The sequence below is a fragment of the Actinosynnema pretiosum genome (genome assembly GCF_024171695.1).
Lineage (GTDB): Bacteria > Actinomycetota > Actinomycetes > Mycobacteriales > Pseudonocardiaceae > Actinosynnema > Actinosynnema pretiosum.
This window is the reverse complement of the sequence record NZ_JAMTCF010000021.1, coordinates 33,408-50,070: the sequence shown is the minus strand read 5'-3', so window position 1 is coordinate 50,070 and position 16,663 is coordinate 33,408. Positions and strand designations below refer to the sequence as shown.

The window sequence follows — 16,663 nt, the reverse complement described above, 5'->3', positions numbered from 1 at the left end:
CGATCGGGGGTGACGCTTGGACCCCCGTACCGCAGCCGAGTGCAGGGAACTGGGCCTCTACGAGCTTAGGCAGCGCAGACCGGACCTGGACCGCTGGAAGGGGTACGCCACCGGCACCGGGCAGGACCGCCCCTACGCGCCCGACGGCGTCAGCAACGAGTACCTGCGGCTGCGCGAAATGAGCATGGCGCCGTGGCTGGACCTGGTCGAGAAGGCCGCCGTGCAGCGCCAGGCCGTCGACGGGTTCCGCACCAACGCCGACGGCCGCCCGGACGAGGAAGCTGACGCGGCCACGTGGGAAATCTGGCGCACGAACCAGCTCCATGGCCGTCAGTCGATGGTCTACAGCGACCGCATGGTGTACGGACAGGGCATCGTGTCGGTGTGGCCGCAGCAGGGTGCCCTGCCGCTGATCACACCGGAGTCGCCGCGCCGGGTCTTCCTGTTCCCGCACGACGACAACCCGTTCCGCATCGGGTGGGCAGTCAAGAACTGGACCACCAAGACCCCGAGTCGGACGACCGGTCAGCCGCAGTGGACGGACGTAGAGCACGCGGTGGTCTACGACGAGACCAGCTGGATTCGGTACCGCCGAACAGCGATGGCGGGCGGCGCCGGGTGGCTCGGCGGTGGCTGGACACTGGTCGCCAGCGGCACGCACCCGCACGGCATCCCGTTCGTCGCCTTCCCCAACGACCAGGACTCCGAGGGACGCTGCTACTCGGAAATCGAGCGCTTGATCCCGTTGCAGGACAGCATCAACACGACGCGATTCAACCTGATGTTGGCCATGCAGTTCGCCGCTTTCCGGCAGCGCGGCGTGATTGGTTTCGACCCGCTGATGCGCGACGCCGAGGGCAGGCCCATCCCGCAGGTCGACGCCGAGGGGCGCCCGATCATCGACCCGCACACCGGACAGCCCAAACCGTTGATGTCGCCGGTGCCGCGCGCGGGCGTCGATCGGACATGGGTTTTCCCCGGTGCTGATACGAAAATCTTCGAGTTCAGCGAGTCCGATCTCAGGGCGTACGCCGACGCCATGTCGTCGCACGTGCAGCACCTCTCGGCGACGTCGCAGACCCCGCCGCACTACCTGCTCGGTCAGCTGTCGAACCTGAGCGCCGAGGCGTTGACCGCCGCCGAGACCACGCTCACGCGCAAGGTTGCGGCGGCGTGCACCACCGACGCCGCGGCGTGGGAGGAGGTCATGGGCAAGGCCGCGCTGTTGGCCGGTTCGGGAACGAAACCCTTTGCCACGCAGGCGATGTGGCGCAAGACGGAGAGCGTGAGCATCGGTCAGGTGGTCGATGCGATCACCAAGTTGGTGGGCGGTCCGGTACTCGCGCCCGAGTCCGGGCGGGAGATGATCCCCGGTGCTACCCCGCAGGACCAGGAGCGCTGGCGTTCGCAGTTCACGCAGCACCAGGCCGCCGCAGCAGCCCGCCTGGCGGGCGGTGACCTGGCCTCGGTGCTGACCATGCCGAAGTTCCAGCAGCCCGGCGAGCCCGTGGCGGCGTGATGGGGCTCGGCGGGGAACTGCTTGCGCTGGGCACCGAGCACTACCGGCGGCAACAGGGCCTGGTCTACCGCGCCACCGACCTCGCCGAGCGCGCGTGGGTGGACGGCTCGGCGTCGTGGCCCGACGTGGCGGCGGTGCTGGCCGAGGCGGTCATGATCGCGCAGACCGCAGCGGCTGGTGGTGCGCAGGACTACGTGGGCGCCGCGCTGACCGCGCAGGGGGTCGAGGCGGCGTTCGACGGCGAGGTGCCCGCCGAGGCGTTCGGCGGGCTGGTCGACTCGGCGCTATCGCTGCTGGACACGTTGATCCTGGCGCCGGTGTCGGTGCGCGCCAGAGCGCTCGACGCGGGGTTGCCGCTCGCCGAGGCGCAGCGTCGCGCACAGCTCACGGTCGTGACGCTGGTGTCGACCGCGGTGGCCGACGCGGGACGGCAGGCCGAGGGGGTTGCCGGGATCGCGTCGCCGCGCACCCGCGGTTACGTGCGGATGCTGGTACCGCCCACGTGCGCGCGATGCGCCGTGCTGGCGGGCCGGGTCTACGGACGCCGGACGGCGTTCCGTCGTCACCACCGCTGCGACTGCCGGCACATCCCCGCGGCGGAGAGCGCCCCGGACTTGACCACCTCGCCCCGGCAGTATTTCGACGCCCTGAGCGAGTCCGAACAGGATCGGGTGTTCACGAGCGCGGGCGCGCAGGCCATCCGGGACGGGGCCGACATCGGCCAGGTGGTCAACGCCCGGCAGGGCGCGTATGGGCTGGCGGGCGCCGGTTCCCGGATCACGCCGGAGGAGGCTGCCGCGCTCCGCGAGGGACGCGCGGCCGGACGCCTGCGGCCGGTCACCGTGGACGGCCGCGAGGTCTACGTCACCACCGAGGGCACCACCGTGCGCGGCCTGGCCGGACAGCGGCTTGCCGCCGAGGGCTTGGCGCGGCTGCTCGGCGACCGCTACCGGCGCGCCACCACGCCGCGCCTGATGCCCGAATCGATCTACGAACTGGCCGACGACCGGGAGCACGCACTGCGGCTGCTCCGGCGGTTCGGCTACCTGCTGTGACCCGCGACGGGTCCGGCTCTCACCGGCCCTGAGCGCGATGCCGGGGCCCGACCCCCGAGGGGACCCCCGATGTACCGCACCAACGGCCGGACCATGTCCCGTTACCTGCGCACGGCCCCGCAGGGCGGCGAGCCCAACGGCACCACCGGTGGTGGCGGTGCCGGCACGCAGCCCGCCCCGGCACCGACGGCCGACGATCAGCTCGGTGATGCCGGCAAGAAGGCGCTCACCGAAGAGCGCAAGCAGCGCGGTGCCGCAGAGAAGCGCGCCGCCGCGCTCGAAGCCGAGTTGCAGCAGCTCCGCGACGCGAACAAGAGCGCCGAGGAGAAGGCTCTCGACGCCGCCCGCCGGGAGGGTGCCAACACTGCGACCACGGCGGCGAACGCCCGCCTGGTCTCCGCCGAGGTGCGCATCGCAGCCGCATCGGGCGGGTTCGCCGACCCCGGCGACGCCCTGGCTGCACTGCGCGAGCAGTTGTCCGCGGTAAAGGTCACCGACACCGGTGAGGTCGACCAGGCCGCTGTGAAGCAGCTCGTCGACGAGCTGGCCAAGGCAAAGCCCTACCTGCTCAAGCAGAGCACCACTGGGACCGCGTCCCCGGCGGACGCGGGTATCGGCGCCGGGGGCACCACCTCAGGCGCGCCCGTCGCCCCCGGACTGGGTCGGCTCAGCGCCGCCTACGCGGCCGGAGCGAAGAAGTAGCCCGATTCCCCCGCCCTGGTCGGCCGCTGCCGCCGAGGGGCATCCAGAAAGGACGGAAACCCCGTCATGGCAGTGACTCTTGCCCAGGCCGCCGTGCTCTCACAGAACCAGTTGGCGCGCGGCGTGATGGAAGTGTTCGTGCAGGAATCCCCGATTCTGGACCGGCTTCCGCTGATGCAGATCGAGGGCAACGCCTACTCCTACAACAAGGAGGGGACGCTGCCGGACGTGGCGTTCCGCGGCGTGAACGAGGCGTACACCGAGTCCACCGGTACCTTCGTGCAGGCCAGCGAGTCCCTGGCGATCCTCGGCGGTGACGCCGACGTGGACACCTTCATCCAGCGGACCCGCAGCAACCTCACCGACCAGCGCGCGCAGCAGACCCGCGCCAAGGTCAAGTCCGCCTCCTACAAGTTCCAGGATTACTTCTTCAACGGCGACGTGGTCGTTGACCCGAAGGGGTTCGACGGGCTCCGGAAGCGGCTCACCGGCCCTCAGGTCATCGATGCGGGAACCAACGGTCTGCCCGTGGTCGGCAACGGCGGCTCGGACGCACAGGACTTCTTCGACCAACTGGAAGCGCTGTTCGCGGCTGTTCGCGGTGGGCCGGACGTGGCGTACGCCAACGCGGCGGTGATCGCCAAGATCAAGAGCGCGGGTCGCCGGCTCGGCGGCGTGGAGATGGTCAAGGAGGACATGACCGGCAAGCGCGTGGCCACGTGGAACGGGGTGCCGATCCTGGACCCCGGCACCACGAGAGCTGGCACGGACATCCTGCCGCAGAACGAGACGATGGGCACCGCCACCAACACCAGCTCCGTCTACGCGGTGAAGTTCGGCCAGGACGAGAGCGATGAGGCCGTGACGGGCCTGACCAACGGCGGGGTGGACGTGCGCGACCTTGGCGAGGTCGACGACAAGCCCGCGTACCGGACCCGCATCGAGTTCTTCTGCGGGATGGCGACCTTCGGCGGTCGCGCGGCTGCGCGGCTGCGCGGCGTGCTGTCCCGGTGACGAAAGGAGGTAGCCCAGTGGCTGCCCGCAAGACCAGCAATCAGACCACCCTGGACAGTCACTTGGACCGGCCGTCCGTGACCGCGACCGGTGACGGCCCCGCGGACACCACCGACCCCGCCGAGGTCGCCGTCTCCGCCGTGCCGGACAAGGCGGCGGCGGCCTTGGCCGGACACGGCATGGTCAACGCGGTGATCCCGGTGGGACGCACGGACGCGCAGGCGCCGAGCGCTCCATCGAGGATCGAGACGTACCAGCGCGTTCGACCGGACGGCCAGCGGGTCACCGTCACCCACGACCTGACCGCAGGCACGACAACCGCCACGCCGGTGACGGACTGACGGGGAGGGCCCCATGCTGACCCTGACCGTGCAGGATGTGCGCGACCGCGCGCCGACCGGCACCGTGCTGCCTGGCGACGAGGACCGCGTCGCCGCGCTGCTCGCCGACGCGCTGGCCGAGGCCCGCCGCGTTGCCCCGGTCCTGGTCACCACCGACGACCCGGACGTGCTCCGCGTCGCCGGTGGCGTCGTCTGCTGGGCAGTGCTGGTCCGCATGGGCCTGACCCCCGGCAAGACCGCCGAGCAGTACGGCGGCGAGTACAGCTACGAGCAGGAGCGCGCCAGCGGCGGCGGCATGTTCAGCCTCGACCAGCTCGACCAGCTCCGCAGCCTCACGCCGATGATCCCCGAGGCGGGGGTTTACGAACTGGTCCACAACGGCGCGCACCCGCCGATCGGAGACCCGCGGTGACCACGAAGCGCACCACCGCACCGGTACAGCCGGTACACGAAGTCGTGCGGGTCCGCGACGGCGCAGGGCGGGTCCACCACGCCTCGCGGTGGGCGCCCTGGGTCGTCGCCGCCCTGGCCGCAGGGACGGCGCACCTGATCGACGGGGAGGGGGTGCCCGATGGGCAGGCCACGACTGGACCGCGAGGTGCGCGTGAGCCGTCCGGGCCCGGTGTCGCCGATCCCTGATCCGGTCACCGGTGAGCCGGTACACCTGGCTCCGGTCATCTCGACCGGGTGGGCCGCGATCTGGCGCCGCTCGACGACCGTCAGCGGCAACGCGACCACCACCGCGGCTGTGCGGGTCACCGACCACGGCGCGCTGTTCGAGCGCGCGTTGTCCGGTGTGCTCGTCGCTGGCGCCACGGTGCTCGACCTCACCACCGGCACGCGCTACGTGGTGGACAGCGCCCCCGGCGACCGGGGCGGCTTCCTTGCTGCGGCCTTGGTGCTGATCTCCGACATGCAGGAGGTGCCCCCGTGACCGTGAGCGCCCGCGTCACCGTCTACCCGGAGCAGTCCGTCCGTGAGGCTCTGACCGCGTCCTACGACGGCCGCGTCACCATCGCCTCGACGATCGCGGAGGAAGCCCGCGACACCGCGCGCGTGCTCACCGGTGCGTTCCGCGACGGCATCGGCGTGGTGGCCGACGGTGATCACGTCCGCGTCGTCGACACCGACCCGCTCGGCGCGTTCAAGGAATACGGGACCGCGGACAGCGAGGCGCAGGCGACATTGACCGACGCCGCTCGCCGCCACGGCAGGTACCGCGGCACCAGGCCGAGGCGGTGATCCCGGCGTGCCCTTGGTGCTGCCCTGGTTGGCCGGTGCGGTCCTCGCGCACCTGCGGGCCGACCCGGTGTTCGTCCAGTCCGCGCCTGCGGGCATCGGTCCCCGGACACCGGACCCGCTGCGCGGACCGTTCGCCCGCGTGCAGGTCCCCTCCGTCGCCTCGATCGACGGCCACGGAATCGCGTTCGCCCCGCTGGTGCAGGTGTCCGGGTGGGCTCCACCGAGCAGCACCGCCGACCCCGAGGGGCAGGCGTGGGCGATCGCGGCTGAGGCAGCCCGCGTGCTCGGTGCCGTGCGCGCGAGCACCTGGCGGACCGTCACCTACTCCCTGCGCCTGGTCGACGGGCCGCAGCCGCACGCACCAGACACCACCCGCGGCGCGGGCACACCCCTGTACGGCGCTTTCGTGCGTGCCGAGCTGCGCCTGCAACTCCACGAATGACCTGATTTTCCTTACAGCACAACGCTTTCAGCCCCGCATAGTGCGGGAGTGCAGGAGATCCCATGTCCCAGGCCAACGCCGCGCAGGCGGTGCTGTGGGTCGACGGCGACGCCTGGCGGGGACCAGGCGGGGCGGTCATCCCCGCCGATGTCTTCGGCAACAGCCCGACCACCGGCGACACCACCCCGGCCGCGATGTCCGCATTCGGCGGCGTCAAAGCCGGTTTCAACATCACCCCCACCCAGGACGTCAAGTCGTACGACGTGTGGAACAACGAATCCGGGGGCCCGTTCTTCGAGCACGAGGGGCAGACCACCACCCGAATCCGGTTCCGCGTCTCGCAGTACTCCAAGGCGGCCATCCTCACCAAGCTGCGCGGCGGCAGCATCACCGAGACGACCGCAGGTGCCGGTCAGTGGCGGTGGAACCGTGGCACCGAGGGTGACGAGTTCTCCCTGCTGCTCCAGCTGCGCGGCCCCGGCGGTCGCAAGATGGCGTTCTGGATCGAACGGGCGAAACTCTCCCAGGACCCCGAAGAGATCAAGAACGACGACGACCTCGACGGTTGGGAATTCGAGATCACCTGTCTCGCACCGTCCATCGAGTCCGAGGCCGTAGTACCGCTGAGCAACTGGAACCCCCTCGCGGCATGACCACGAAACCATTGCAGAACAAGGAGAAAGCCATGCCCGCGACCCGCAAGAGCGCCCAGCCTGCCGATGTGGAGGACCTGGGCGCGCTCGTCGTCGCCCGCCAGCTCACCCCGGCACCCAAGCGGCTGTTCGGGCTCGACTTCGCCGTGCGGCGCGACCTGACCCCCGAGGAGTACGTCGAGTACTGGCACACCGTCTCCAAGGGTCAGGACGCCGCATCACTGGCCATGCTGCTCACCGAACCCGCGCTCGCCGAGCAGCTAAACGCCCAGCTCGACGTGCTCCCGCGCGAGCACATGAACGTGATCTTGGCGCGGATCATGCGCACCGCCGGGGTACTCACCCGCACCCCTGCCGACGAGGACCAGGACGCAGCCGAGGGGGTCGACGAACAGGGGGGACGCTCGGCGTCCTCCTGACGGTCCTCGGACCGTGGTGGGACGCCCTGACCGCCGATTTCGCCCGGTACTACCCCTGGTCGCTGCGGAACGCCTGGAGCACGCTGCCTGTCGCCGACTTCCTGGCGTGCGTGCGCGGGCTCCCACCAGAAAGCGCGCTCGCCCGCCAAGAGGGCGCGTGGAGCCTGTTGGAGGAGAACGTGGCGCAGCTGGTCGACGTGGCCAGCCATCTCGCCGAGACCGCGTGGACGGACCGCGTCACTGACCCGGACGACCCCGAAGTCAAGGCAGCCCGCGCACGCACGGCCGGGCGACGGCCCCCCAGGCACGCACCTGTGGTCCCGGTGGCACTGCGTCCGGCCGCGATCGGCGAGCAACTGCTCCGCGCCTACACCGAGCGCCTTGCTGGACTCGGCGCCACCGCCGTCGAACCGGAGACCACGGGGCAGGACGGCGGCCTCGGGTCCGACGGGTTCGACACCCTGGCCGCCGTGTTCGCGGGTCGTCTCCGGCAGCAGTAGGACGGCACACCGCGGGGAGGTGACGATGCCCGGCGGCGCGCTCGACATCCTGATTCGCCCCGATTTCGGCACCTGGCAACGAGACCTCGACACCGGCCTGAACCAGTCCGCAAGCCGGGTCTCCGGTGGCATGAAGACCCTCGGCCTGGCCATCGTGGGAGGTACCGCGCTGGCCGCCAAGGGGTTCACCGAGGCGATCCAGCTCGGCAACGAGTACACCGGTGCCCTGAACGAGATCAGCGCGGTGAGCGAGGCCACCGGGTTCGAGATGGCCCGCGTGTCCGAAGTGGCCAACGAACTCGGCTCCGACCTCACGCTCCCGGCGACCAGCGCCGCCGACGCCGCCAGCGCCATGCGGGAACTGGCCAAGGGCGGACTGGACATCGACCAGGCGATGACCGCCGCGCGCGGCACTCTGCAACTGGCCGCCGCCGCGCAGGTCGAGGCCGCAGAAGCCGCAGGCGTGCAGTCCGACGCACTGAACCAATTCGGCTTGGCCGCCGACCAGGCGAGCCACGTCGCCGACGTGCTGGCCAACGTGGCGAATGCCGCATCCGGCGAGATCATGGACGTGGCGAACGCCCTCCAGTACGTCGGGCCGGTGGCGCAGTCCGTCGGGGTGTCGATCGACGAGGTGGCCTCGGCTATCGGTGTCGTTGCCACGCAAGGCATTCGAGGGGAGCAGGCCGGTACGTCCCTGCGGGGGATGCTGGCCAGTCTCGCCGCCCCGAGCGGCCCCGCGTCCAAGGCACTGGGCGAGTTGGGTATCACCGCGTTCGACGCCACCGGTCGGTTCGTCGGGTTGCGCTCGATCACCGAACAGCTGTCCGAGGCGCAGCAGCGCATGACGCAGGAGTCGTTCGCCGCAGCCGCCGCGACCGCGTTCGGCACCGAGGGCATGACCGTGGCGGCATCACTCGCGGCCAGCGGTGCCACCGCGTTCGATGACATGGCGGAAGCCGTTGGTAGGCAGGGCGGTGCGGCCGACGTCGCCGCCGCCAAGACGGCCGGGCTCGGCGGCGCGATGGACGCGTTGCAGTCGCAGCTGGAGTCCGCTGCGATCGGGATCTACGACGCGGTTGACGAACCGCTGGAGCGCGTGGTGCGCGCGACCGCGACGCGCCTTGACCAGTTGGGCCCGGCGGTGGCCTCGCGGCTGGAAACCACGGTCGCGGCCGGGGAGCTGTACGGACCTCGGTTGGCTGCGGCGATCGAGGCCCGCGCCGACGTCGTCGGTGCTGCGGTGTCCGACGTGCTGGGGCCGCTGGGCACCGGCGCGCTCGAACCGCTCAACACCTCGGTGAACACCGGCATCGAGCTGTGGAACGACTTCACCGGCGTGCTGGACACCACCGTGCAGGCCGCCCGCCCGGTGGCCCGCGAGGTAGGCGAGCTGGCCACCGCATCGGGCGAGGGCACCGGCGTGGTCGGCACCCTGTCCACCGTGGTCGGGGTGCTCGGGGGCGCCGTCGAGGCGCTGTCGGGCGTCCTGGTGCCCGTGGGCAAGGCACTGAGCACTGTGCTGGGGCTGTTCAACGACCTGCCGGGCCCGGTGCAGACCGGCATCCTCGCGTTGGGCGCGTTCCGTCTCGCGCAGGGGCGCCTCGGCGACAGCACCGTGCTGTCCGGTCTGCGGCAGTTCAGCGGCGAGATGCGCACCCAGCAGGCTCTCGCGCAGAGCGGCGGCCAGGAGGTTGGCAAGCTCGGTGCCGCGATGGCCGCCTACCGCACCAGCACCGTGCCCGCGGTGGAGAGCGCGCGCGCGTTCACCGATCAGACCGCCGCTATCCGCGCGGGCGCCGCCGCCACCGGCGAGCCCATCGGGCGCATGTCCGCCGCGATGGGCACGCTCGCCGAGCGTTCGCCAGCGCTCGCAGCGGTCCGGGGCAGCTTCGAGCAGGCCGCCGTTGGTGCGACCCGGTTCGGCACGGCTGCGGGGGTCGCTGCGGCCAGCGGCACCGCGCTGCGGGTGGGGACCGGTGCGCTGGTGTCCGCCCTCGGTGGGCCGGTGGGCCTGGCCATCGGCGGTGTGGCGCTGGGGCTGTCCCTGCTATCCGGCCGCCAGGAAGCGGCGGCGGAACGGGCTCGGCAGCACAGCTCGGCGGTGGACGCGCTCGCGGCTGCGCTGAGCGAGTCCTCCGGGCGCATCACCGAGTCGGTGCGCGCGCACCAGGCGCAGCAGCTCCAGTCCGAGAAGGTCGCCGAGTCCGGGCGGACGGTCGCTGACGCGGCCCGCGCGGCGGGGATCAGCCTGTCCGATCTGACCGAGGCCACCCTCGGCAACTCGGACGCGCTCGACGGGGTGCGCGGCCGGTTGAACTCGATCATTCAGGAGCAGACCCGCTGGGTGACTAACAGCACCGGATGGAAATCCGGTGTCGTCAGTGAGACGAAAAGTCTTACAGAGCAAGGAAAAGCGGCACAAGACCTGCTCGGTGAGATCGACGGGCTGGCCCGGCAGTACCAGGAGGCTGACCAGAAGCAACGCGACCTCGACCAGGCGCTACGCGAGGGCCGGGCATCGATGGTCGACGGCACGGCGTCCGGTAGGGAATTCGCCGCCGCGATGGGCGTCCTGGCCGACGAGACCGGCAGCGCCGACGACAAGGCCCGCGCGCTCAAGAACGCGCTCGACGCGCTCTCGGGCGGCTCGGTGGACCTGGTGGCCGCGCAGTCCAGGATGCACGAGCAGTTGGCTCGGTTGTCCGAGAAGTTCGGTGAGAACGTCGACCGCACGAAGGGGTGGGGCGGGGAGCTGCTGACCGCGCAGGGACGCTTGGACACGACGCAGGAGAACGCCCGCGGGCTGCACAGCGTGTTGACCGACCTGCGCGATGCCACCGCTGACACCGCGCTGAAAACCTACGAGCTGGCGCGGGCGCAGGGCGAGGACGTCACGACGGCGCTGGCGAAAGCGGGTGCCGAGGTCGCCAGCGCACGTGACGGGTTCTACGCGGCGGCCGAGGCTATGGGCATCGGCCGCGCCGAGGCCGAGGCGCTGGCGAACCAGTACGGGTTGCTCCCCAGCCAGGTGGTCACGCTGATCGATGCCCAGGACGTCGACAAGACCACGCTGGAACTCCAGTTGCTCAAGTGGCAGGCCGAGCAGGTACCGGACCGCCGCAGCATCACGGTGGAGACGCTGTCGGACCAGGCCGTCGAGCGGTTGCGCGCGGTCGGGCTGGAAGTCAACAACGTGCCCGGCGGCAAGGAGATCGTGTTGCGGGGCAACGATTCCGACTTCAATCAGAAGATCGCCGCCGCCACCGCACCGGCCACGAAGTACGTCACGGTCATCTACACCAGCGGCAAATCCATGCCCAACGGTCCGATGGCGGTCAACCACGACGGCAACCTGCTCGCCCCGTCCGTCGTGGCCTACGCCGACGGCGGCATCCACCCGCTCACGCCGATGCGCGGCGGGTGGGCTCAGTTCGTCGATCCGAACACCTGGCGGGTGATCGGGGACCGGATGACCCACCGGGAGGCGTACATCCCGGTGAACGGGTCGACGCGTTCGACCGGCATCCTCGCCGAGACCGCGCGGTTGATGGGCTACGACCTGATCCGCCGGTTCGCCTCGGGCGGGCTGGCCACCCCGGCAGCGTCGGCGCCGGTACCCGCCAGCGCTGCCGCCACCGGCGTACCGGTGATCACCAACAACATCTCGGTGCAGCGCAACCAGGACGCACACGTCATGGCCGCGGTGATCTCCAGCACCGCCGCGTGGCAGGCCCGCACCAGGCGGTAGGAGGTGATCGGATGGCGCGTCCCATCACGCGGCCGACGTGGTCGGTGGACGGGTGGACCGGCAACGCGATCGACGACGACGACACCGCGTGGTTCGTGCACACCGATGCCGGGTGGTTCGGCCCGGTCGAGGTCCGCTCCGACGACACCGACCGGGCCAACTACCACGGCACCTACTCCACCGCCGAGCAGTGGCGGACCGCGCGCGTGATCACCCTGACCGGGATGTGCGCGGCCCGCACGCCCGAAAGGGCGGACCGGGCCGTGAACACGTTCAACGCACTGTTGAGCCGCGGTGCCGCGCGCCTGGTCGTCGCCGAGCCCGTGCTCACCAAATCCGCCGTGGTGCGCAAGGTGGCCGCACAGCTCGAACGGACCTCACCGACCCGGTTTGACTGGCAGCTGGTGTTGACCGCGGCAGACCCGGTCAAGTACGGGGCAACACTGCGCGCCTCGACCTCCCTGCCGCTGGCCGGTGGCGGCCTGGACTGGGAATCCGGACGTGACTCGGTGACGCGGGTGAACCTGGCGCGCAACCCGGTCGGATGGCCTCACAGCACTGTGCAGTGGTTGCCGCACAACGACAAGTCGGTGTCATCGAGCAGCGAGTACACGACGGCGATTCCCGGCGTGGACGCGGTGCAGACGACCGCCAGGGCGACGTGCACGGCGGCGGGCCCGATCGGTTCGCGCCAGGTCGTTCCGGGGATCATCGCCGGACGGCGGTACGTGGTCTCGCTCTGGGCTCGGCACACCACCGGCGGAATAGCCACGCTCTCGCTGGCCTGGCACACCGAAGCCGGTGCCGACACCGGCGTCGGCACCGGCGACCGCATCGAGGTCCCCTTGAACACCTGGGGGCCGTGGACACCACTGCACCTGGCCGCGGATGCACCACCGGGCGCGTCCGCGGTCACGGTGTCGGTGAGCGTGGCCTCGGCCGAGGTCGGCGAACTGCTCGACACCACGGCGCTGCTGGTGGAGGAACACGCCAGCGGGACAACCGACCCCGGCCCCTACTTCGACGGCCACAGCACGGGGTGCGCCTGGTCCTCCGAGCCGTGGGGCAGCACGTCCTACGACAGCCCCGTCGGGCTGGACTGGTCGGGCGGCCTGGACTGGGGCGCTCCCGCCAGCACCGGAAGCATGGTGCTGGCCAACAGCGGCGGCGCCGAGGTCTGGCCGGTCTACACGATCACCGGCCCCGTGACCGCCCCGCGTCTGTACCTGCCCAGCACCGGGGAAACGCTTCTCTACAGCGGGGTCCTGGCCGCAGCCACCGACACCACGCCTGCGGACCGGCTCGTAATCGACACCCACCCGCACCGGCTGACCACCTGGCTCAACGGCCGCGCCGAGCGCTACCTCGACGAGGCCGAGTGGTGGCCGATCCCGCCCGGTGAGGACGTCCGAGTCGCGTTCGGCAGTGCCGACCCCGCGCCCACGAGCGCGACCGCCGAGGCCGAATGGGCGCCCGGCTGGTGGTAACCCCGCCCCCGCTTCTTCCCACCCCGTTAGGAGGTGTCGCGTGCCCACAGGAGCCGACCTCGATCACGTCTGGACCCTGCAAGGCCAGAACAGCGCACGCAGCGGCCGTCTGCACGACGCCGCGATGCTCTACCCCGGCGTCGGTGGGCCGATGGCCTACCGGGACGGCGTGCTCGTCTCGGCGACCGACCCGACCGACGGTATCGTCAACGATCTGCGCATCCTGCCTGCGGCCGGTACTCCCTCGCGGAGCCTGCGCGTCCTGCCCGGACAGTGCATCGTGACCCCCAGCGGCACCGGCCCCTACCTGGCGACGCTGGAAGCAACCGGCCTGATCACGCTCGACGAAGCGCACGCCACGTTGCCGCGCGTGGACTCCGTGTTCGTGCGCGTGCAGGACGACGCGGTGGGCGGCGGCGGCATCACCCGCGGCACACTGCACCCGGTCACCGGGGAGCCGGCCTCGACGCCGGTGGCCCCGCCCACCCCGTCGGGCTGCTCCCGGATCGGCGACGTGACCGTCCCGAGCCTGGCCACGATGCCCATCACCCAGCTCGGCGGCGCGCAGATCATGTTGCGACGCAAGGGAACGACGTTACGCGGGGGCGCGCGCTACCTCCTGGAAGACGACAACGCCGCCGAGGCCGGGCCGCACATCGGCGCCGAACGCATCCACGCGCGGATGCTCCAAATCTGGACCGGGTCCGGGTGGGACACCATCCGGCGGCTCGGTGACACCCGCCCCTCGCTGACCGCCGTGCTACGCCGCGACGACGGTCAGGAGATCGTCAACGGCACCGGGCGGGATACCAACCTCGGAATTTTCCAGGCAAGCACGACCGGCACCGGCTGGAACACCTCTTACCTGTCCCGCGGCGCCAGCCATCCCCGCGACGGGCTGTGGTGGCTGGAAATGTCGTTGCTCAGCGACGTGGCCAGCGCGCGCTACATCGACGCCTCTTTCACCCAGGTCACCAACAGCGGAACGACCCCGCACAACTTCCCCACCAAAGACACCGCGACGACCGGATTCGGCGGCACCGGTGGTACCAGACTGGTCCGGGTACCACCGGGCGAATCGCTGAGGGTGCTGTTCGACGCCTACAAGAACAACGCCCCGGACGCGCGCATCCTGTCGGGCTCGTACGTGCGGCTCGTGTGGCTCGGTGAGTCGTGAGGCGGGCGTGGACCTGCTACACCGTCGACACCGTCACGGGCAGGATCATCGGAACCCTGCCTTACCGGGGAACGCTGGGGTGGGAGTTCGGCGTCAACCTCGGTGGCCAGGTCCAGGTGAGCGTGCCCGCGCGCCAGCTCGACCGCGGCCCGCGTGCGCTGCGCACGATGGTCGAACCCTGGCGGACGTCGCTGGTGCTCGCATGGGGGCGATACCTGGTGCAGGGCGGACCGATCATGACCCACCGGTGGGACGACTCCAGCGGCACGCTGCTGGTGGGCGCCGGGGGGATGTGGGCGGTACTCAACCGCCGGATTCTCAAGGCGGCCGACCATGACGGACCGATCACCGACGAGGCCGCCGACGTGGTCCTGTCGGGACTGAGCCTGCACGGTGTCGCCGTGCGCCTGGTCCAGTTGGCCACCACCGGACCGTGGGGCGCACTGCCGATCGCGTTCCCCGAGCCCGGCCCCGGCACGACGACGCGCACGTACTTCGGGTACGACCTGGCCACCGTGGGGGAACGGCTCATGCAGCTGACCCAGCTCGACCACGGACCCGATGTCGAGCTGCACCCCCGATGGTCGACCCGGCCCGGCCACGTCGAGTGGGAGCTACGCATCGGCGCTCCCCAGCTCGGTGTGCGTCAACCACAGCAGGGCGTGCGGTACGGCGCCGGGCTGCGGCACCTGTCCGTGGACACCGACGCCAGCGCCACCACGCACGACGCCAGGACACCCGGACAGGGCATGGAACGCGCACAACCGGTCGGCCGCGCGGCGGACATGACGTTGCCCGCAGCGGGTCACCCGCTCTTGCAGAGCATCGACCGGACGCACACCTCGGCCGTGGACGTCGCCACTTTGGACGGCCACGCCGCCGCCACCCTCGCGCTGCACGGGCACCCCGTGGAGACCTGGACCGGCACGGTACGGGTCGACGGCGCCATTCCCGGCGGTGATCACGCCGGTGTGGGGTTGGGGTCGTTCGGCGCCGGTGACCAGCTGAGCATCGGGGTACACCGCCACGCCTGGATTCCGGACGGCCAGTACACCCGCCGTGCGATCACGATCAGCTCGGCCAGCGCTCCCGACGAGTTCGACGTCCTGTTCGCCCCCGATGTGGAGGTGGCCTAGTGCTCACACCCCCCTCGCACGACGACCTACAACGCCAGATCGACCAGGTGCGCGCCGAGCTTGTCGAGCTGTCCCGCCGCACGCTGCGGTCGGCGCGGATCTCCGGCGGTGGGCTGTCGATCACCGACGGCGCCGAGCTTTCGGTACTGCACCACGAAACCGGGGCGTGGCTGCTGCACGTGGGCAACGGCATCGGCCCTGATGCCGGGAAGTACTTCTTCACCCTGCGCCGCGACGACGGGTCACCCGCCGTCGAGATCGGCACCGCCACCGGCGTAGCCGCAGGAGAGCAGTACTGGTCCCTGTGGGATCGTGCCGGGAACGTGGTCGCCAGCGACGATGTGGTGAGCGGGTCGGGGCTGGCGCGGCCGTGGGTGCCGATGCCCACCACGACCATCCTGTCCAGCAGCATCCCGACCACGGCGAGTACGGCGTTCGTGTCCGTGCAGAGCACCGGGTGGGTGCTCAAGCAGCAACCTCTCGCGGCGCTCCAGGCTGTGCTGCTGTCCACCGGCGGCGCGACGGGGAGCGCCAGGTACACCGTCAACGGGGTGCAGGTGGGCCCCACCTTGCCGATCACCGCCGGGCAGTTCGGCTGGACCTCGATCCAGAACGTCGACCTGCCCGGCGGCTACAACAGCTATGTGCGGCTGGAACTACAGGTTCAGCGCATCAACACGGCGGGCGCGGTGGGCGGCGTTTTCGTTGCCACCCAACGACAATCACTGTGATGGCGGCGGCACCGCGTTCGGGCCCGGCTCACTGCGGGGCATCGGCTGCGGCTGCGGGGTGATCCCCGGTGGGTTCACCTCGGGCGGTGGCGGCGGGCCGGGGTCGACCGGGTTCAGCGGCGGGTCGACCGGCTGCGGCTCCGGCTCGGGCTGCGGCTCGGGCTCGGGCTCGGGTGCCGGGTCCTGTGGCGGATCGACGGGTTGTGCGGTGGTCACCGCTCCAGTATCCGCCGGTACCACGGGCAAGGGCGCCTCGACGACGCTGCTCGTCGTGGTCTCGGTGGCGCTGCTGCTGGTCGTGCTCGCAGGCACCACCACCAGCTCGGCCGACGTGCTGGCCGGGGTCGACCCGCTCACCGGGTTCGCACCACCGGCGGCCACCGCCGCCGCGATGCTGCCGCCGAGCACGAGCACGGCGACCGAGGCAGCGGTTACTACCGCAGCCCTGCGCTGATTCATCCAAACCCCCTGATCAGGACCTATAAGAGTGCCTG

The 16,663-nt window shown here is 71.0% G+C and carries 19 protein-coding genes; 18 read left to right on the top strand and 1 reads right to left on the bottom strand.

Going from position 1 to position 16,663, the window contains the following annotated elements; genetic code table 11:
* The first annotated feature begins 16 nt into the window (after positions 1–16).
* From LV78_RS33315 to LV78_RS33235, 17 genes are all read left to right on the top strand, one after another.
* Positions 17–1,519 (top strand): phage portal protein, encoded by a 1,503-nt coding sequence (locus tag LV78_RS33315; RefSeq protein WP_096495974.1) that lies wholly within the window; start codon positions 17–19, stop codon positions 1,517–1,519.
* Positions 1,519–2,574, top strand: a complete 1,056-nt coding sequence (locus LV78_RS33310; RefSeq protein WP_157767848.1) for a hypothetical protein — start codon at positions 1,519–1,521, stop codon at positions 2,572–2,574. Before LV78_RS33315 ends, LV78_RS33310 begins: the two co-directional genes overlap by 1 nt.
* A gap of 69 nt (positions 2,575–2,643) precedes the next feature.
* On the top strand, positions 2,644–3,276 hold the full coding sequence (locus tag LV78_RS33305; RefSeq protein ID WP_096495972.1) for a hypothetical protein: 633 nt from the start codon (positions 2,644–2,646) through the stop codon (positions 3,274–3,276).
* A 66-nt stretch (positions 3,277–3,342) separates the two neighbouring features.
* Entirely contained in the window at positions 3,343–4,290 is a 948-nt protein-coding gene (locus tag LV78_RS33300; RefSeq protein WP_096495971.1) for a major capsid protein, read from the top strand.
* A gap of 17 nt (positions 4,291–4,307) precedes the next feature.
* Positions 4,308–4,631, top strand: coding sequence for a hypothetical protein (locus LV78_RS33295; RefSeq protein WP_096495970.1), 324 nt, complete (start codon positions 4,308–4,310; stop codon positions 4,629–4,631).
* Positions 4,632–4,644: 13 nt separating this feature from the next.
* The gene (locus LV78_RS33290) at positions 4,645–5,043 is read left to right on the top strand and encodes a hypothetical protein (protein WP_096495969.1); all 399 of its coding nucleotides are present in this window, start codon (positions 4,645–4,647) and stop codon (positions 5,041–5,043) included.
* A gap of 159 nt (positions 5,044–5,202) precedes the next feature.
* A complete protein-coding gene (locus tag LV78_RS33285) occupies positions 5,203–5,565 on the top strand; it encodes a hypothetical protein (RefSeq protein WP_157767847.1) in 363 nt (120 codons plus the stop codon).
* Positions 5,562–5,873, top strand: a complete 312-nt coding sequence (locus LV78_RS33280; RefSeq protein WP_232520000.1) for an HK97 gp10 family phage protein — start codon at positions 5,562–5,564, stop codon at positions 5,871–5,873. The genes LV78_RS33285 and LV78_RS33280 overlap by 4 nt, the downstream gene beginning before the upstream one ends.
* A 7-nt stretch (positions 5,874–5,880) precedes the next feature.
* Positions 5,881–6,315: a hypothetical protein gene (locus tag LV78_RS33275; protein WP_096495967.1), complete on the top strand. Its 435-nt coding sequence runs from the start codon at positions 5,881–5,883 to the stop codon at positions 6,313–6,315.
* Between the two features lie 62 nt (positions 6,316–6,377).
* Positions 6,378–6,968, top strand: coding sequence for a hypothetical protein (locus tag LV78_RS33270; RefSeq protein ID WP_096495966.1), 591 nt, complete (start codon positions 6,378–6,380; stop codon positions 6,966–6,968).
* A complete protein-coding gene (locus LV78_RS33265; RefSeq protein ID WP_157767846.1) occupies positions 6,965–7,387 on the top strand; it encodes a hypothetical protein in 423 nt (140 codons plus the stop codon). The genes LV78_RS33270 and LV78_RS33265 overlap by 4 nt, the downstream gene beginning before the upstream one ends.
* Positions 7,388–7,710: 323 nt before the next feature.
* Positions 7,711–7,887, top strand: a complete 177-nt coding sequence (locus LV78_RS33260) for a hypothetical protein (RefSeq protein ID WP_253849979.1) — start codon at positions 7,711–7,713, stop codon at positions 7,885–7,887.
* Positions 7,888–7,912: 25 nt separating this feature from the next.
* Positions 7,913–11,638, top strand: coding sequence for a phage tail tape measure protein (locus tag LV78_RS33255; RefSeq protein WP_096495963.1), 3,726 nt, complete (start codon positions 7,913–7,915; stop codon positions 11,636–11,638).
* Between the two features lie 11 nt (positions 11,639–11,649).
* Positions 11,650–13,125: a phage tail family protein gene (locus LV78_RS33250; protein ID WP_096495962.1), complete on the top strand. Its 1,476-nt coding sequence runs from the start codon at positions 11,650–11,652 to the stop codon at positions 13,123–13,125.
* 40 nt (positions 13,126–13,165) lie between these two features.
* The gene (locus LV78_RS33245) at positions 13,166–14,302 is read left to right on the top strand and encodes a hypothetical protein (RefSeq protein WP_096495961.1); all 1,137 of its coding nucleotides are present in this window, start codon (positions 13,166–13,168) and stop codon (positions 14,300–14,302) included.
* Entirely contained in the window at positions 14,299–15,438 is a 1,140-nt protein-coding gene (locus tag LV78_RS33240; protein ID WP_096495960.1) for a hypothetical protein, read from the top strand. The genes LV78_RS33245 and LV78_RS33240 overlap by 4 nt, the downstream gene beginning before the upstream one ends.
* The gene (locus LV78_RS33235; RefSeq protein ID WP_096495959.1) at positions 15,438–16,169 is read left to right on the top strand and encodes a hypothetical protein; all 732 of its coding nucleotides are present in this window, start codon (positions 15,438–15,440) and stop codon (positions 16,167–16,169) included. Before LV78_RS33240 ends, LV78_RS33235 begins: the two co-directional genes overlap by 1 nt.
* On the opposite strand, the gene LV78_RS33230 is transcribed toward LV78_RS33235, so the two are convergent.
* Entirely contained in the window at positions 16,161–16,385 is a 225-nt protein-coding gene (locus LV78_RS33230) for a hypothetical protein (protein WP_253849978.1), read from the bottom strand. The genes LV78_RS33235 and LV78_RS33230 overlap by 9 nt on opposite strands.
* On the opposite strand from LV78_RS33230, the gene LV78_RS33225 reads away from it, so the two are divergent.
* On the top strand, positions 16,378–16,623 hold the full coding sequence (locus tag LV78_RS33225) for a hypothetical protein (RefSeq protein ID WP_253849977.1): 246 nt from the start codon (positions 16,378–16,380) through the stop codon (positions 16,621–16,623). The genes LV78_RS33230 and LV78_RS33225 overlap by 8 nt on opposite strands.
* The last annotated feature ends 40 nt before the right edge of the window (positions 16,624–16,663 follow it).

Coding starts and splice junctions, on each gene's coding strand:
- LV78_RS33270 (WP_096495966.1), top strand. CDS start 6,378: ATGTCCCAGGCCAACGCCGCGCAGGCGGTGCTGTGGGTCGACGGCGAC.
- LV78_RS33310 (WP_157767848.1), top strand. CDS start 1,519: ATGGGGCTCGGCGGGGAACTGCTTGCGCTGGGCACCGAGCACTACCGG.
- LV78_RS33250 (WP_096495962.1), top strand. CDS start 11,650: ATGGCGCGTCCCATCACGCGGCCGACGTGGTCGGTGGACGGGTGGACC.
- LV78_RS33265 (WP_157767846.1), top strand. CDS start 6,965: ATGACCACGAAACCATTGCAGAACAAGGAGAAAGCCATGCCCGCGACC.
- LV78_RS33285 (WP_157767847.1), top strand. CDS start 5,203: ATGGGCAGGCCACGACTGGACCGCGAGGTGCGCGTGAGCCGTCCGGGC.
- LV78_RS33305 (WP_096495972.1), top strand. CDS start 2,644: ATGTACCGCACCAACGGCCGGACCATGTCCCGTTACCTGCGCACGGCC.
- LV78_RS33290 (WP_096495969.1), top strand. CDS start 4,645: ATGCTGACCCTGACCGTGCAGGATGTGCGCGACCGCGCGCCGACCGGC.
- LV78_RS33300 (WP_096495971.1), top strand. CDS start 3,343: ATGGCAGTGACTCTTGCCCAGGCCGCCGTGCTCTCACAGAACCAGTTG.
- LV78_RS33255 (WP_096495963.1), top strand. CDS start 7,913: ATGCCCGGCGGCGCGCTCGACATCCTGATTCGCCCCGATTTCGGCACC.